The 16788-nt window shown below is 54.5% G+C and carries 14 protein-coding genes; 7 read left to right on the forward strand and 7 right to left on the reverse strand.

Features of this window, described 5'->3' with window-relative positions; all coding sequences use genetic code 11:
* Positions 1-136: 136 nt before the first annotated feature.
* Positions 137-322 (reverse strand): transposase, encoded by a 186-nt coding sequence (locus HV832_RS17590; RefSeq protein WP_176803158.1) that lies wholly within the window; start codon positions 320-322, stop codon positions 137-139.
* A gap of 559 nt (positions 323-881) precedes the next feature.
* On the reverse strand, positions 882-1178 hold the full coding sequence (locus tag HV832_RS08450; protein WP_176803160.1) for a YciI family protein: 297 nt from the start codon (positions 1176-1178) through the stop codon (positions 882-884).
* 90 nt (positions 1179-1268) lie between these two features.
* Here HV832_RS08450 and HV832_RS08455 point away from each other — a divergent pair, with 90 nt between their 5' ends.
* On the forward strand, positions 1269-2048 hold the full coding sequence (locus HV832_RS08455; protein ID WP_176803162.1) for a class II glutamine amidotransferase: 780 nt from the start codon (positions 1269-1271) through the stop codon (positions 2046-2048).
* The gene (locus tag HV832_RS08460) at positions 2045-2989 is read left to right on the forward strand and encodes a LysR family transcriptional regulator (RefSeq protein WP_176803164.1); all 945 of its coding nucleotides are present in this window, start codon (positions 2045-2047) and stop codon (positions 2987-2989) included. The genes HV832_RS08455 and HV832_RS08460 overlap by 4 nt, the downstream gene beginning before the upstream one ends.
* 78 nt (positions 2990-3067) lie before the next feature.
* On the opposite strand, the gene HV832_RS08465 is transcribed toward HV832_RS08460, so the two are convergent.
* The 5 genes from HV832_RS08465 to HV832_RS08485 all read right to left on the reverse strand — a co-directional run bounded on the left by HV832_RS08465 (position 3068) and on the right by HV832_RS08485 (position 9277).
* A complete protein-coding gene (locus HV832_RS08465) occupies positions 3068-4207 on the reverse strand; it encodes a BMP family ABC transporter substrate-binding protein (protein ID WP_176803166.1) in 1140 nt (379 codons plus the stop codon).
* Between the two features lie 56 nt (positions 4208-4263).
* On the reverse strand, positions 4264-5175 hold the full coding sequence (locus tag HV832_RS08470) for an ABC transporter permease (RefSeq protein WP_176803168.1): 912 nt from the start codon (positions 5173-5175) through the stop codon (positions 4264-4266).
* Between the two features lie 4 nt (positions 5176-5179).
* The gene (locus HV832_RS08475) at positions 5180-6244 is read right to left on the reverse strand and encodes an ABC transporter permease (protein WP_176803170.1); all 1065 of its coding nucleotides are present in this window, start codon (positions 6242-6244) and stop codon (positions 5180-5182) included.
* Complete coding sequence (locus HV832_RS08480) at positions 6237-7805, reverse strand: ABC transporter ATP-binding protein (RefSeq protein ID WP_317889302.1); 1569 nt, start codon at positions 7803-7805, stop codon at positions 6237-6239. Before HV832_RS08480 ends, HV832_RS08475 begins: the two co-directional genes overlap by 8 nt.
* Before the next feature lie 206 nt (positions 7806-8011).
* Positions 8012-9277, reverse strand: a complete 1266-nt coding sequence (locus HV832_RS08485) for a glycerate kinase type-2 family protein (protein WP_176803172.1) — start codon at positions 9275-9277, stop codon at positions 8012-8014.
* A gap of 31 nt (positions 9278-9308) precedes the next feature.
* On the opposite strand from HV832_RS08485, the gene HV832_RS08490 reads away from it, so the two are divergent.
* From HV832_RS08490 to HV832_RS08510, 5 genes are all read left to right on the forward strand, one after another.
* Positions 9309-10595 carry a serine hydrolase domain-containing protein gene (locus tag HV832_RS08490; protein ID WP_218131995.1) on the forward strand — a complete coding sequence of 429 codons (1287 nt, stop codon included), beginning with the start codon at positions 9309-9311 and terminating at the stop codon, positions 10593-10595.
* 101 nt (positions 10596-10696) lie between these two features.
* Positions 10697-12160 carry a metallophosphoesterase family protein gene (locus HV832_RS08495; RefSeq protein ID WP_176803174.1) on the forward strand — a complete coding sequence of 488 codons (1464 nt, stop codon included), beginning with the start codon at positions 10697-10699 and terminating at the stop codon, positions 12158-12160.
* A 149-nt stretch (positions 12161-12309) separates the two neighbouring features.
* The gene (locus HV832_RS08500; protein WP_176803176.1) at positions 12310-14523 is read left to right on the forward strand and encodes a TonB-dependent receptor; all 2214 of its coding nucleotides are present in this window, start codon (positions 12310-12312) and stop codon (positions 14521-14523) included.
* Between the two features lie 339 nt (positions 14524-14862).
* Complete coding sequence (locus HV832_RS08505; protein WP_176803178.1) at positions 14863-16056, forward strand: porin family protein; 1194 nt, start codon at positions 14863-14865, stop codon at positions 16054-16056.
* A gap of 19 nt (positions 16057-16075) precedes the next feature.
* Complete coding sequence (locus HV832_RS08510; RefSeq protein WP_399310274.1) at positions 16076-16480, forward strand: type 2 periplasmic-binding domain-containing protein; 405 nt, start codon at positions 16076-16078, stop codon at positions 16478-16480.
* The last annotated feature ends 308 nt before the right edge of the window (positions 16481-16788 follow it).

A 16788-nucleotide genomic window follows, 5' to 3' on the forward strand; every position in this document is an offset into this window, starting at 1 on the left:
CCTACCCCATCCACTGCCACATGAATCTTGCTGGTTAATCCGTTACGCGAACGACCTATGGCTTGCCGACCTGTTTTTTGGGTGTCGGCTGAATGTAGATGAACTCGCACAATTGTGCTGTCTACCATCAATAATTTCATATCCCTGCATGGCTGACTGCCTCAACGATGCTTTGCCATACACCCGTCTCGCCCCAACGTTTGAACCGGATGTACGTCGTTTGCCAACTCCCCAGTTCCACCGATAAATCCCGCCATGGTGAACTGGTGCGAACTATCCATAGAACAGCCTCAATAAATAAGCGGTTACTTGCTATGACCAACCTTTATCTCCCGCCTTATCAGGCAACAAGGACGCTAATTTATGTCACTAGTCATCCCTTAATATCTTGCGTACTGCACTTATTTCGACATCTCAAATTTCAAATACCGAATGTAAACACATTTTACTAAATTTAACAGTCCCCTTGCACAGACGGAAAAATATAATTCTACCTATCGTAAAATAAGTACGCAATCTGGTACGCAGCCAGTCGCCTGCACAGAATTTTTGGATGTCACAAAAAAGGATGCGTAAGCATCTGTAAATTAATCCCATGAAAGAGCATGTCAACTTGCCGATATTTGGTTGCTTGAAGAATTAGAGCAATACGCACGATGGTTCTCTTTGGCTTAGAGGGTTTCCTGAACGTCTAGTATGCTTAGAAGGTACGCAGAGGCTCGGATACAGGCACTTTTTGCAATTGAAACACTTAATAACATAACATTTTTTTTAGTACACAAAATGACTGACGTTTTCAGAGAGTGTTTCTGGGTAAGGGTTTCATGGTGTTGTCTAGCTTCTGTATCGAAACCGTTTTTTGTGAATCACAAATATCCTGATCAGATCGGTGTGGACTGATCGGGAAATGCTTTTGACCAGTGCAGGATTTCAACGCTGGCACGCAATCCATGTTGCCAGAATGGGTCTGTGACGATGAGTGCATTGACTGCTGCTTTGCCTGCTGCCTCAACGATCCAGCAGGCTCCCAGAGGCGCCTGCTCTGGTTCGATACGCAGTGATCCTGCGACCCGGATTGACTGCTGATGCTGGCTGAGCCAGTCAAGATGGGCCGCCATGTGCTGCTGACGTACCGTCAGCTTATCCTGGTGGTCGTGAAATATCAGGATGAAGAGCATCAAAATCCCCGTGCAGGTCAGTACAGCATTTGATCATAAAGAAGTTTGCATATGTTAAGGTATGTGGATACCGATTTTTCTGTGTGCATCATGTGTCAATTACTAGGAATGAATTGCAATACGCCGACCGATATCGTGTTCAGTTTCACGGGATTTGCGACGCGTGGCGGGTTGACGGACGAGCATAAAGACGGCTGGGGCATTGCTTTTTTTGAAGGCAGCGGCGTGCGCCTGTTCGTCGATCACCAGCCGGCAATCAGCTCGCCGGTGGCAGAACTGATCAAGCATTACCCGATTCAGTCAAAGAATGTGATTGCGCATATCCGCAAGGCGACCCAGGGTGAAGTGACGTTGGAAAACTGTCATCCGTTCGTGCGTGAATGCTGGGGGCGTTACTGGGTTTTTGCGCATAATGGTGATCTGAAAAATTTTACTCCTGCGCTGGATGGCAGCTTTCTTCCGGTCGGCAGCACCGACAGTGAGCAGGCATTCTGCTATCTGCTGCAAAGCCTGCGCAGGCAGTTCGGCAACTGCCTGCCGGAAACCGGCGAACTGGCTGTTTTTTTGCAGAAAATCTGCGCTGAAATTGCCGCTTATGGCACATTCAATATGATGCTTTCGAACGGTGAGGCGTTGTTTGTGCATTGTTCCACCAGGCTGTATTACATCGTCCGTCAGTATCCGTTTACCACGGCCAGTCTGGCGGATGAACAGGTGACGGTCGATTTTTCCGAACTCACCACACCACAGGATAAGGTCGCGGTGATTGTCACCGAACCCCTGACCAGCAACGAAATCTGGACGCCGTTTGTACCTGGTGAATTCCGGGTGTTTGTCGATGGCGATGTGCTGACTGCAGAGGCGTTATGAGCCAACGTCGGGTTGATCAGCTTGATGCGAATCTGTTGCGCGTGCTGCACACTTTGCTGACGGAACGCAGTGTTACGCGTACTGCGATGAAACTCGGCCAGTCACAGCCGGCGGTGTCCAATATGCTCAAGCGTCTGCGCGACATTACCGGCGATGCGATTCTGGTGCGCGGTAAAAATGGCATGACGCCGACAGAACGCGGTAATGCATTGCTGGTGCTGGCCAGACAGGGATTAACCACGCTGGAAAGTATCGCCAGCCCGCCGCCGGCTTTTGTGGCCGCCAGCAGTCAGCGGGTATTCCATCTCGGCGCACCGGATTATCTGAGTGTTTTGCTGATTCCGAGGGTGATGGAAAAAGTCCGTGAACTGGCGCCGCAGGCGGGGCTGGTGGTGCATGCCCTGAGCGCCGGATTTGATTACGCCGCTGCACTGGAAAGCGGCGAGCTGGACTGCGTGATCGGCAACTGGCCGGACGCCCCGCAGCATCTGCACATCGCCCAGCTGTCGGAAGATGAGATCGTGTGCATGGTCAACCGCAGACATCCGGTGGTCAGCAAAGGCTTATCGCTCCGCCATTATCTGGATATGCCGCATCTGGCACCGACGCCCTACATGATGGGACACCGCAGCATCATTGACAGCACGCTGGCAGAGCAAGGCCTGAAGCGGCGGATACAGATGACGATTCCGTATTTTGGCATGGTGCCGTATGTGCTAGCAAAGACCGATCTGATTTTTACGACCAGCCGTAGTTTTGCGTTGCAGTGCGCGAAGGATTGGCCGATAGAAATTTTACCGGTACCGTTGGCGATGCCGTGCATGCAGTTCTTCATGTTGTGGCATGAACGGGTGCATGCGGCAGCGGAAGTGCAGTGGTTCCGACGGCTCATTGCCGAGGCTGCGGGCGAGGTGTTTTCTGGTGCGGGTCAATCACGCTGAGAAGCGTGCTGTGGATTAAAAAACACCGCATTTCCTGATGGAGCTTGCGGTGTTTTTTTAAGGCGCAATGACGCTGGATCAGCCGGGTATTTTGCCTTCCACGCCCTCGACGTAGAATTTGATTTCATGCAGGAATTTGTCGTCGGCGACAGCATCTTTGCCGAGGACTTCCTTACCGGTATTGTCCCTGATCGGACCTTTCCAGATCGGCGCGGTGCCATCGATCACACCCTGACGGCGTTCAGCGATGAGCTTTTTCACATCATCCGACAGCGTGGTGTTGAAGGACTTCAGGTCGATCATGTTTTCTTTCAGACCCCACCAGGTCGAACCGGATTTCCAGCTGCCATCCATCACTTCGCCGACGCGCTTGATGTAGTAACCGCTCCAGTCGATGGTCGAGGCAGCAACGTGTGCTTTCGGGCCGAACTTGGTCATGTCGCTGTCCCAGCCAAACGCCAGCACACCTTTTTCTTCGGCAGTCTGCACGACGGCGGCGGAGTCGGTATTCTGCATCAGGACATCCACACCCTGACCAACCAACGTAGTAGCCGCTTCGCGTTCCTTGCCCGGATCAAACCATTTGTTGACCCAGACCACTTTGGTCGTGGCTTTCGGATTCACAGAGCGGGCGCCGAGCGTGAAAGAGTTGATGTTGCGCAGCACTTCAGGAATCGGTACCGAAGCGACGACGCCGAGCTTGCCGGACTTGCTCAGTTTGCCGGCGGCGACGCCTGCCAGATAAGCGCCTTCATAGGTGCGGACATCGTATTGCGCCAGATTGTCGGCAGTTTTGTAGCCGGTGGCGTGTTCAAATTTCACATCCGGAAAATCTTTGGCGACTTTCAGCATCGCTTCCATGTAGCCAAAAGTGGTGCCGAAAATAATCTTGTTGCCCTGCATTGCCAGATCGCGGATCACCCGTTCTGCATCGGCGGCACTTTCCGGCACATTTTCGACGAAGGTGGTTTTCACCTTGTCGCCGAATTTCGCTTCCACCAGCTTGCGGGCGGCATTGTGCGCATAGGTCCAGCCTGCATCACCGACCGGGCCGACGTAGATAAAGCCGACCTTCAGCGGCTCGGCACTGGCAGCGCTGGCGCTGGTGGCTGCTGCGGGAGCTTCGGTTTTCGCTTCTTCCTTTTTACCGCAGGCGGCAAGGCCAAAGAAGGCCAGCGACAGCACGGCTGCCAGGGTTTTTCTGCGAGAAATTTTCATATCGGATTTCCTCCTGTGAACAAAATGATTGAAACGGCACGCGGGTAACGGCGACATCAGTGGTGGAACGGCTTGCCCAGTGAGGCGGGCATATTCAGACGTATCCAGTCCGGATTGCGCGAAATCAGCACCAGCACCAGTATCGTGGCCACATAAGGCAGCATCGACAATATCTGGGATGGAATCGCCAGCCCGATTGCCTGAAAGTGAAATTGCAAAATTGTGACGCTGCCAAACAGCAAGGCACCGAGCAACACCCGTGCCGGACGCCAGGTGGCGAATGTTGTGAGTGCGAGAGCGATCCAGCCGCGCCCTGACACCAGTCCTTCGACCCACATCGGTGTGTACACCACCGATAGATACGCGCCGGCCATGCCGCAGCAGGCGCCGCTGAACAGCAGTGCAGCATAGCGGATACGGCGTACCGGATAGCCCAGCGCATGGGCCGATTCGGGAGACTCGCCCACGGCACGTAATATCAGTCCGGAACGGGTGCGGTACAGGAACCAGACCAGCGCAACACACAGCAACAGGCTGAAATACACCATCCAGTGCTGGTCGAACAGCGCTTTGCCGACGAAGGGCAGATTCGCCAGCCCCGGAATGCCGTGGTTGCCGGCCGGCAGGGACTGTCCCACAAAAGACTGGCCGATAAATGCGGATAAGCCGCTGCCAAAAATCGACAGGGCCAGTCCGGTGGCAACCTGATTGGTCGAGAGAACTAGCACGAACCAGGCAAACAGGCTGGCCATCAGCATACCGGCGATGGCGCCAGCGAGAAAACCGAGTTCGGGGATATGGGTCTGATGCGCCACGGCGAAACCAGTGATGGCAGCCACCAGCATCATGCCTTCCGCGCCCAGATTGAGCACGCCGGCGCGTTCGTTGATCAGCAACCCCAGCGCGGCAATCAGCAGCGGTGTACCGGAGTTGATGGAGGCGGCAATCAGTGCAGCAAAATTTTCCATAGTGTTATTGTTTCCAGCGCAGGCGGTAATGGATCAGCGTATCGCAGGCAAGCAGCATGAACAGCAGCATGCCCTGAAACAGACCGGTCATGGCGGAAGGCAGGCCAAGACGGGATTGCGCCATTTCCCCGCCCAGATAAAACAGCGACAGCACCATGCCGCCGAAAATCGCGCCGACAGGGTTTAAGCGGCCGATAAAGGCAACGATGATGGCGGCAAAGCCATAACCGGGAGAAATCGACGGCAGCACCTGACCGATCGGTCCGGTGACTTCAAAGGCGCCCGCCATGCCGGCCAGTCCGCCGGAAATCAGCAGCGACAGCCACAAAGCCTTGCGGCTGGAAAAACCGGCATAACGTGCAGCGAGCGGTGCCAGCCCGCCGACAGTCAGGCGGTAACCGGCAAAGCTGCGGTAAATGAAGACAGTCATGCCTGCTGCCGCAATCAGCATCACGACAAAGCCGATATGCAGGCGGCTGTGGAACAGGTGGGGCAGCAGAAATTCACTGGAAAAGACCTTGGACTGCGGAAAATTCATGCCGTCCGGATCTTTCAGCGGGCCGTTGACGGCATACATCAGCAACAGTTGGGCAATGTAAGTCAGCATCAGCGAGACCAGGATTTCATTGGCATGAAAACGGTCCCGCAGCCAGGCCGTGATGGACGCCCAGCATGCGCCGCCTGCCACACCGGCGATGGTTGCCAGCACCAGTACCGCAGCGCCGGACAAGGCTGCGCCAGGGTGATCGAAAGCCAGCACGGTGGCACCGGCTGCCAGTCCGCCTGCGATGAGTTGACCTTCAGCGCCGATGTTCCAGACATTGGCGCGGTAGCAGACCGATAAGCCAAGTGCGCATAACACCAGCGGTGTGGTTTTCAGCAGCAGTTCGGTGATGGCGGTCTGGCTGCGCAGCGGCTCCAGCAAAAATACCTGTAAGCCGGTCAATGGATTTTTTCCCAGAATCAGGAACAGTAATACGCCAAAAAAGACAGTCAGCAGCAATGCCAGCAGCGGCGAAAAATACGCCATCCAACGCGAGGAGGCCGGGCGTAATTCAAGCTTAAGCATGTGTATGCTCCGGTTCAGCGGCAGATGCCGGAGCGCCATTCTCACTCCATAATCCACTCATCCACAATCCTATTTGTTCCCGGCTGACCGTTTCTGTCCTGACGGCAGGAGACAGGCGGCCTTTGGCAATCACATGCAGCCGGTCGCATAATTCAAATAATTCGTCCAGCTCTTCGGAAATTACCAGCACCGCGCAGCCGCGGTCCCGCAGCTGGCGTATTTCGGCATGAATCTGCGCGGCGGCACCGATATCCACACCCCAGGTCGGCTGCGCCACGATGAAAATTTCCGGTTCGTGCAGGATTTCACGGCCAACGATAAATTTTTGCAGGTTGCCGCCTGACAGACTGCGTGCCAGCGCCGCGGGTCCGGAGGCTTTGACGCGGAAACGGGTAATGATGTCGCTGGCGGCCTGCATCGTTTGTTGAAAATTGATCATGCCCCGCTGCACAAACGGAGCGGTCTGTTGCGACAGCAGCATGTTATCGGTCAGGCTTAGCTCCGGTACTGCGCCGCGTCCCAGGCGTTCTTCCGGCACCAGGCTTTGTTTCAGCGCGCGACGGGCAGCGGGACCGCGGTTTCCAACCGGGACATCGTTAATCTGTATCATGTCAGGCGCTGCGCGGCGGTCTTCGCCGGACAGGGCGGCCAGCAATTCCTGCTGTCCGTTGCCGGACACGCCGGCGATACCGGTGATTTCCCCGGCACGCAGCGTCAGGCTGATGTTGTCGAGTGCAGTGGCGAAAGCATGGGCCTTCGGCAGGTTCAGCCGTTGTACCTGCAACCGGACCGGGCCGACCTGTATTACCGCAGATGCCGGATGCTGAGCCTGCGTGTCGCCGATCATCAGGCGCGACAGGCTGGCGGCGGTTTCCTGACGCGGATCGCAGTGTCCGGTCACTTTTCCCATGCGCATCACGGTAGCGGAATGACACAGTTCGCGGATTTCATCGAGTTTATGGCTGATGTACAGAATGCTGCATCCTTCTGCCGCGATCTGGCGCAGGGTGACAAACAGTTTTTGCACAGCCTGCGGTGTCAGCACGGAAGTGGGTTCATCCAGAATCAGTAATTGCGGTCTGGTCAGCAGCGCCCGCACGATCTCGACCCGCTGCCGCTCACCGACGGACAAGGTATGTATATAACGATGCGGTTCCAGCTCCAGTCCGTAAGTGGTTCCGGTCTGCCGTATTTGTTCTGCGAGTTGCTGCATGTCGGTGCCGGCGTCCAGACCCAGTGCAATATTTTCCGCCACGGTCAGGCTGTCAAACAGCGAAAAATGCTGGAACACCATCGAGATACCGAGCCGCCGCGCTGCCTGTGGATTGCTGATCCTGACTTCCTGACCGTTCCATTGCATGCTGCCGGAATCCGGTTGCACGGCACCGAAGATGATTTTCATCAGTGTCGATTTGCCTGCCCCGTTTTCTCCCAGCACTGCGTGAATTTCGCCGGGAGCAACGCTCAGGCTGATATGGTCGTTGGCAATGACGGCAGGGTAGCTTTTACAGATGCCGGTCAGCGTCAGCCGGGAGAATGCCGGGGCAGCAAAAGAAGTCACGTATACCTTTCCAATCTGGAGAAATCGCCGGGGCGCGGATGAACCGGGCGGCGCTTCAGGGCGAAGGAGGCCGCGCTCAGAATAACAAAGCAAAGTGACAACAAAAGCGACTGCAGACTCAGGTTAGGGAGTATGTTGTGCCGGGAACATCACAAAATGAATATGCTGCGTATTCGGCCGACATTATAAATGCCGCAGCGGAATATTTACAGGATCAGAATCGCTCTGAAGTCGTTGACATTGGTGCGTGTTGGTCCGCTGACAATTAATTGATCCAGGGCAGAGAAATAACCATAGCCGTCGTTGTTTTCCAGCATCAGCCGGGCAGACAGCTGGTGGGTAGCCGCCAACTGCGCCGAGGCAGGCTCATAGTAAGCACCGGCGTTATCCTCAGAACCGTCAATGCCGTCGGTATCACAGGCCAATGCATAGATCCCGGAATGACCATTCAAGGTATGCGCCAGACTCAGCAGAAATTCAGCATTGCGCCCGCCGCGTCCTGTGCCACGCACTGTGACCGTGGTTTCGCCGCCGGAGAGAATCACACAGGGTTTGTGAAATGGCTGGCCTTTTTCTGCGACCTGGCGCGCCAGTGCGGCATGCATCAGACCGATATCACGGGCTTCGCCTTCGATGCCATCGGACAGGATATGCGCTGCGACGCCCTGCGTGCCGGCATAGTAGGCGGCGGCATCCAGCGCATGCTGGGCAGTGGCGATGATGTGATGGCTGTGGCGGGCAAAGCGTGGATCTTCCGGTTTCGGGGTTTCGCCTGCGCCGGATTCAAGATGTGCCAGGATATTGGGTGGTATCCCGATCTGGTATTTGCGCAGGATCGCCAGCGCTTCGGCACAACTGGTGTCGTCCGGCAGCGTCGGACCGCTGGCGATGATGCGGGGATCGTCGCCGGGGACATCGGAAATCAGCAGCGTGACGACGCGCGCCGGTGCGCAGGCCAGGCCGAGCCTGCCGCCCTTGATGGCGGACAAATGTTTGCGCACGCAGTTCATCTCACTGATGGCAGCGCCGCTTTTCAGCAAGGCTTTATTGATGGCCTGCTTCTGTTCCAGCGTGATGCCTTCGGCAGGCAGCGCCAGCAGCGATGAGCCGCCACCGGAAATCAGGCAGAGCACCAGGTCTTCCCGGTCTAAACCCTGCGTCATGGCGAGAATGCGTTTCGCTGCTTCCTGACCTGCAGCATCCGGTACCGGATGCGCCGCTTCAATGACTTCAATTTTTTCGCAGCGGGCACCGTGTCCGTAACGTGTGACGACTAATCCGCTCAGCTCGCCCTGCCAGTGCCGCTCCACCGTTTGCGCCATCGCGGCAGCGGCTTTGCCTGCGCCGATCACGATTGTCCTGCCGGACGGTGGCGGTGGCAGAAATGCCGGCAGGCACTGGCTGGCGCTGACTGCAGCGACGGCGGTCTGGTACAGGGAGAGTAGAAAGTCACGCGGCGATGCAATAGTCATGGTGAAAACTCTGAGGATGAATACAGGTAAGATGATGGTTTCTTTAACAGGCTCAGGCTGCCAGAGTGTCCACGTACTCCGGCGTTACGGTATTACATGGTCAGTCCTGGCGCCGCAACAGCGAACCATCATAAGCGATATGTCCTACGATTTCAGTGAAGTAAATTCAACAATGCAAAAATATGTCGACCGGGAAATCCTGGCCGGCGTATCGACCGCCGTGCTGGCGGGGCGGGAACTGGTACATCTGCATTGCAGCGGCTGGGCCGACCGCGAAAACGGTATTGCCTTACGCGAGGATCATTTGTTCCGGGTATTTTCCAACACCAAACTGGTGACTTCGATTGCCATTTTGCTGCTGATGGAAGACGGGCGGCTGGGGCTGGACGATCCGGTCGAGGACTATCTGCCGCAACTCGGGCGGCGGCGCGTGCTGCGGCAGGGAGCCACCAGTCTCGACGATACCGAGCCGGCCCGTTCGTCGATCACCATCCGTCAATTGCTGAACCACACCTCTGGTCTGAGTTACGGTTTGTTGGATCATGGCAGCCTGATGTACAAAGCCTATAACGAACGCAAAGTGCTCAACGCCTTTCAGACACTGGCGGAAATGATGGATGTGCTGGAAGAATTACCGCTGAGTTTTCACCCCGGCGAAGCCTGGGAATATTCGATTGCCAGCGATGTGCTGGCGCGGGTGGTGGAGGTGGTCAGCGGACGGAATTTCGAGCAGTTCATCCGGCTGCGCATCTTCAACCCGCTGGGCATGGACGATACCGGATTTTATGTTTCCGAACGCGATCTGGGCAGGCTGACAGCCTACTACGGCGGCAGCGATCCGGCGAATGTGTTGCAGCGGGGTCTGCGCAGACTCGACAAATCGCCTTATCCCGGCGCATTCACGATGCCGGTGGTACGCTTATCGGGTGGTGGCGGGCTGGTGTCCAGTTTGCACGACATGCTGGCGCTGATGCGCAGTCTGATGCCGGATGGCGACACGATCATGCAACCCGGGACGATTCATCTGATGATGCAGAATCATCTGCCGCATGGCATGGGAATTCGCTTTCCCGGTGTCGGCGATGTGCCGGGTAAAGGGTTCGGCTTGGGCGGCGCGGTAACTTTGCAGGCGTCATCCATTGATCCTCCCGGTTCGGAAGGAGAATTTGAATGGGGCGGGATTGCCGGAACACACTGGTGGATTTCACCCAGCCACAATATTGCCGGCATCCTGATGACGCAGCGGTTGATGAGCTTCTGGCATCCGTTTTCGTTTGATTTCAAGCGCCAGGCTTACGCCGCGCTGGGCATCCGCTGAGCAGCGTGCCAGCCAGCCTGCGCAGGCAGACTTCATGTAGCTGACATTTTTCTGGATTATGATCCTGTCAGAAATGCATGATTTTTTAATAGGAGAAAATTTTGAACGGACGTTTATTCAGTACATTTTCTTTTGCTGCCGTCGCTTTGGTGGCTGCGGGCGTGTTAAGCGGTTGCAGCACGACTGTGCCGGAACTGGCAGGCAAAAAACAGCTGCCGGCCGTGGCGTTACAGGATCCTGCCACCTTGCCCGACACCTGGGTGGTTTTGGGTGAGCAGGGGCAGCCGGTAGCGCGCGCCGTGACAAGCGCTGCCGAATGCCCGGTATTGCTGCAGGATGGCACACCGGGCAGCATGCAGGTGCGTGCCCGTCCTGAAACGATTGCCCAGCGCAAGACAGCCAGCAGCCCGGATAATTCCAAGCCATCGGCTTTCCCGGTACTGGTCTGCGAAGCACCGCTGAAACCGGGCATCAGCCACGCCAGCATCGGTGGCCGCGAGCTGGCCGTGCCGAAAGCGACAGTACAGAAAATCGTGGTGATCGGCGATACCGGTTGCCGGATGAAACTGGCGGACAATTATTTTCAGTCCTGTAATGACAGCGACAAGTGGGCTTTCCGCAGCATGGTGCAGGCGGCGGCACAGACGCATCCCGATCTGGTGATCCATGTCGGTGATTATCATTACCGTGAAAATGCCTGCCCTGACGGTAATCCGGCCTGTGCCGGCAGCCCGTGGGGATATGGCTGGGATACCTGGAAAGCCGATTTTTTTGATCCGGCAAAAGCCTTGTTGCAGGCCGCACCCTGGGTGATGGTGCGCGGCAACCATGAATCCTGCCTGCGTGCCGGGCAGGGCTGGTGGCGCTTACTGGACCCGCGCCCTTTGCAGGCGGGCCGTGATTGTAATCTGGCGGAGAATGACCAGAAAGGCGATTACAGCGCACCTTATGCGGTGCCATTGGGCAAAGTCGGGAATGAAGCTGCACAGCTGATCGTGTTTGATTCTTCCAAAGTGCCGAATAAAGTGCTGGCCAAAGAGGATGTTCCTCACCGGACGTATATGGAGCAGTTCAAAACGGTGAATGCGTTGGCAGCCAAAGCGGATTTTAATATTTTCATGAATCACCATCCTATCCTCGGTTTTGGTGTGGAAAAGAAAAAAGATGGTCAGCTGTCTGTCTGGCCGGGTAATGCCGCTCTGCAGGATGTATTACAGAATCTGAATGCGACGCCGTTGTTTCCTTCACAGGTGCAGGCTACCTTGTCCGGCCATGTTCATCTGTTTGAGGCATTGACTTTTTCCAGCGGCCACCCGACGCAGTTTGTCTCCGGCAATGGCGGCTCCTCGCTGGATATGCCATTACCGGCAACTGCCGTGACGGGAAAAACACCGTATAGCGCAGCGGTACTGGAACATTTCAGTAATTCTAACGACGTGGGTTTCATGACGATGGAGCGTGAGCTGCAGTCGTGGAAGATTCAGGCATGGAATAAGGAGGGCAAGCTGATCACCGAATGCCACATGGAAAACAGAAAAACCGTCTGCCGGGCGGTGAATTCTTAATCAGTGTGCGATAAAACAACAGAACAGGGCATGAATATGCCCTCGCTTTGTAACGTTGTGTAGAAAGCATATCAATTCATTATCTTGTCATATCGTCTTCCTAGACTTTCCATTTTTCTTACCCAGCTAATGAATTGGAAGGCAAGGCAATGAAGCGTAATAAGCAAGCGTTTGCACGAAACATGATTTCCGCCCACGTGCTGATGGCAATCACTCTGATGGCATATCAGCATGTGCATGCCCAGTCCGTGGTTCAAAATGAGACTGTCGCATCCGACTCCGCACTCGATGCGGAAGCGATCAAATCCAAAGTAGTGATCAGTGGTTCTGCCGTCGGTAATCGCGCTCCAGTGCAGAGCTCGCTGAAAGCGACGCAGCCGCAATCTATTATCACGGCAACCTTCATCGAACAATCCGTCACTGATTTGGCGGATTACAACGCAGTGGCGCGGATTGCCCCAAGCGTTGGTTCCGGCATTTCCGCCAATGGCCCCGGTCTGGCTGAAACCAAGGTTACGCTGCGCGGCTTCCAGGATGGCGAATACAACATGACGTATGACGGTATCCCTTTTGGTGACACCAATGATCCTACACATCACTCCACTTCTTATTTCCCGGCCCGCATTATCGGTGGCATGGTGATCGAGCGTGGTCCCGGTAACGCCAGCAACCTGGGTCAGGCAACCTTCGGCGGATCGATTAATCTGTTCTCCAAAGAGTTGTCACAGGATTTCCATTTCACACCGTATTCCACCTTCGGTTCATGGAATACCCGCATGTATGGCGTGCAGATCGACAGCGGTATGTTCCAGAACTACGGCAACGCCATGATGATGTTCAATGCATCGCACATGACAACGGACGGTTATCTGACCTACAGTAGCGTGACGGAAGACAACTACCAGTTCAAACTTCAGCGTCGTCTGGGCACTGACACGACGGTCACCGTATTCTCGACCTACAACAAGATCAATAGCTACACCCCGGATAAGGCTGGTGTGACGATGAATCAGGCCGCACAGTTCGGCAAAAATTACGCGCTCAACAACGACCCGACCAGCCAGAACTATTATGGTTATAATTTTAACTATAAGACCACGGATTTTGACTACATCCGCCTGCAATCCAAGTTAGCGGGCTGGAACCTCGACAATACGCTGTACACCTACGCCTATAACAATGATACCTATTCCGGTCAGGACGCCAGCGGTGCGACGGCCAACGGTACCAAAGCAGGTCCGACCGGCAACAAGGATGTGCCAGGTTATAACAAACTCAATTCCTATCGTGTTACCGGCGATATTCTGAAAGCCACGAACCAGCTGAGCGCTGGTCTGCTGCGCGCCGGTGTCTGGCTGGAGAGCGCCAACACCAATCGCCATACCTACGATATCGACTGGACACTGGGCGTGCCGAATCCGAAAGAAGCGACTGCACCGAAAAGCGTTTCTTACGACCAGCGTTCATCCTGGAAGCAGTATCAGCCTTTTGTGGAATTTGAATGGGCGGCCGCAGCCGCTCTGACGATTACGCCAGGCCTGAAATACAGCCATTTCACACGTCAGCTGGATGCGAGCGTGAATCAGGGCACGCGTATTCCGACCAGTGCCGAACAAACGTACACATCGACGCTGCCATTCCTGACGGCCAATTACAGCATCAACCAGGAAATGTCCGCTTACGCGCAGATCGCCAGGGGTTTCCTGGTGCCGAATCTGTCCATGTTCTATGTGAATAATCCCTCACTGAGCGCACCGAAACCACAGACTTCAACCAACTACCAGATCGGTGTGGTGCATCAGGCGCGCAACCTGACATTTGACGCCGATGTGTACTACATCGACTTTGACAACAAAATTGCTTCTACCGGCACCGGTAACGATCTGGTGTACTACAACCAGGGCGGTGTGATCTACAAAGGCCTGGAAGCGGCAATCACATATTATCTGGGCAGCGGTTTCTCCGTACACGCAAACGGCTCAGTCAACAGTGCAAAAGCCAAGGATACCGGTCTGCAGATCGCCAAAGCGCCTGACAGCACCGCTGCACTTGGCCTGTTGTATAAAGCAAACGGTCTGTATGGTTCGCTGATCGCGAAAAATGTCGGCAATCAGTATGCAAAGGATGGTGAGCCAGCGGCTTACAAAATCCCGGCATACATGACAACGGATCTGACAGTCGGCTATCGCTGGAAAAACCTGGGTACACTGGTCAAAAATCTCAAAACTCAGATTGGCATTAACAACCTGTTTGACAAGCAGGATGTGACATCGATCTCTGCCAGCAGCAAAGGCACTGCCTTTGATCAATACACCTTTCAGCCAGCACGCAGCTGGAGCGTCTCGGTCAGCGCTGATTTCTGATCACGGTTTTATTCATCAGCAAAAACGGCATGCCAACAGGCATGCCGTTTTTTTTCAAAAGCTGTATTTATTTAGCCACGAATTTGTAAGATAAAGTGAAATTTTCTGGTAGCTGCGATAGGCCTGATTTACTGTGAAAATGTCAGTGTATGAAACGCTTTGTATCAGGCAATCTCATACGGCGCCCCATTTTTTCACTGGCTGCTGTTGCACGATTGAACGTTCACCAGTGACGGATTCCAGACCGGAATAGCGGATTTTCTGAAGGTTTACTCGAAAGATGATGCTTTGAGGAAAAACTTTGCAGGAATAAAATGAAGAAACTTTCGAGGAGATAGCATGAAATTAAAACCTTTTATGGCCTTATTGGTAATGTCTGCTGCGGTGTCTGGTGCCTGGGCAGATGACAGTTCAAATATCACCATCAGTGGTTTTGGTACGGCTGCCCTGACCCGGACCAATACTTCGGATGCGGAATTTGCCCGCCCCAATCAGTTGGCCGGTGTCACGACGGACGCAAAAACCGGCGTTGATTCCAATTTCGGTATTCAGGTGACTGCCAAAGCCAATGACTGGTTGTCTTTCACCGGACAGGGATTGGTTCGTAAGAATGTGACAGATAACTTTGGTGCCGAACTGGCATGGGCGTTTGCCAAAGCCAAAGTGAATGACAACCTGAGTCTGCGCTTGGGGCGCGTTGGTCTGCCGGTGTACATGATTTCTGATTACCGTAATGTCGGTTATGCCAACACCATGCTGCGTCCGCCGGTTGAGATGTACACCCAGGTGATTCTCGAAAGCGTTGATGGCATCGACGGTATTTATCAGACGGCTGTCGGCGAAACGAATATCACTGCCCAGTTGTCTTATGGTGTCACAGATTCTGATAGCCGTTCTTCCTATACGGCGAAATTCAAAAAACTGTCCAGCCTGAACGTCGTGCTGGAAAATGGCCCGCTGACGCTACGTTTTGGTCGTGTCGATACCAATGTCACAGTCGATAACTCCGCCAATCTGAATCTGCTGGTCGGCGGTCTGCGCAAGTACGGCTATAACGCCGCTGCGGACAGCATTGCCGTGCAGGATACCAAGGCTTCATTCACATCGGTTGGCCTGGGTCTGGATTATAAAAACATTGTGATCCAGGCTGAGTACGGCAAGCGTAAATCCGCCACGCTGGCGATTCCTGACACATCGTCCTGGTACACCATGTTCGGTTACCGCATGGGTGCCTTCCTCCCTTACGTCGTGCATGCATCCGCCAAGCAGGACAGCCCGCGCACTGTGGCCGGTACGCCAACAGCAGGGCCTTTGCTGGCTTATACCTATGGTGCGAATGCCCTGGCATCGGCTTCACCGATCCAGACCAGCAACAGTCTGGGCGTACGCTGGGATTTCCACAAATCTGCTGCGCTGAAATTACAGTTCGACCGCATGTCTCCTGAAAATGGTCCTGGTACGTTTATTAACGCCAAGCCGAATTTTGCCGGTTCTGTGAATGTATTTGCCGCAGCGGTCGATTTTGTATTCTGAGGAGTGAGGAATGAATAACATGTTGCAACGTATCTTGCTGGCATGCTCCATGCTGGCGTTGGCAGCCAGTGTCAGCGCGGCTGAGATTGTGGTGATTGTGAATCCGGCTAATCCGGCGACCGCGATGACAACTGCGCAGGCATCCCAGTTTTTCCTCGGTAAATCCACCATGTTCACACCGGTGGATCAGGCAGAAAGCGCATCGATCCGGGCGGAGTTTTACAAAAAAGTCAGCGACAAGGATTTGTCTGAAGTCAAAGCGATCTGGTCCAAGCTGGTTTTTACAGGTAAGGCTGCTGCGCCGAAGGAATTGCATTCCAGTGCCGAAGTGAAAAAGGCCGTGGCTGGAAATCCGACTGGCATTGGCTATATCGAAAAATCTGCCGTTGATTCCAGCGTGAAAGTGGTGACAACACTACCGTAATGCGATTATCAGTGCTGTGTGAAAGCAGCACTGATCGCGAAGATCAGGAAAAAGGAAAGCAGATGATTTGCTTTCCTTTTTTTATTTCAGATTTATTCGTTTCGATTTAAAGCAATCATTGCCGGGTTTATCTTTTCAGCTGGACTGATTTAATCCGTAGTATATTGGTTGCCAGGTTCTCGTTGTAATGGCAGTGCTGATATCTGGGCTTGTATAGCAGGTTTTCAGGTATGCAGGATTTGCCGGCGATATATCGCAATTCTATCGGGCGGTTCCTGCCTGACCAAGCCGGCGGCGCTTTGCCTGCA

Source organism: Cognatundibacterium oligocarboniphilum (genome assembly GCF_013377855.1).
GTDB lineage: Bacteria > Pseudomonadota > Gammaproteobacteria > Burkholderiales > Burkholderiaceae_D > Undibacterium > Undibacterium oligocarboniphilum.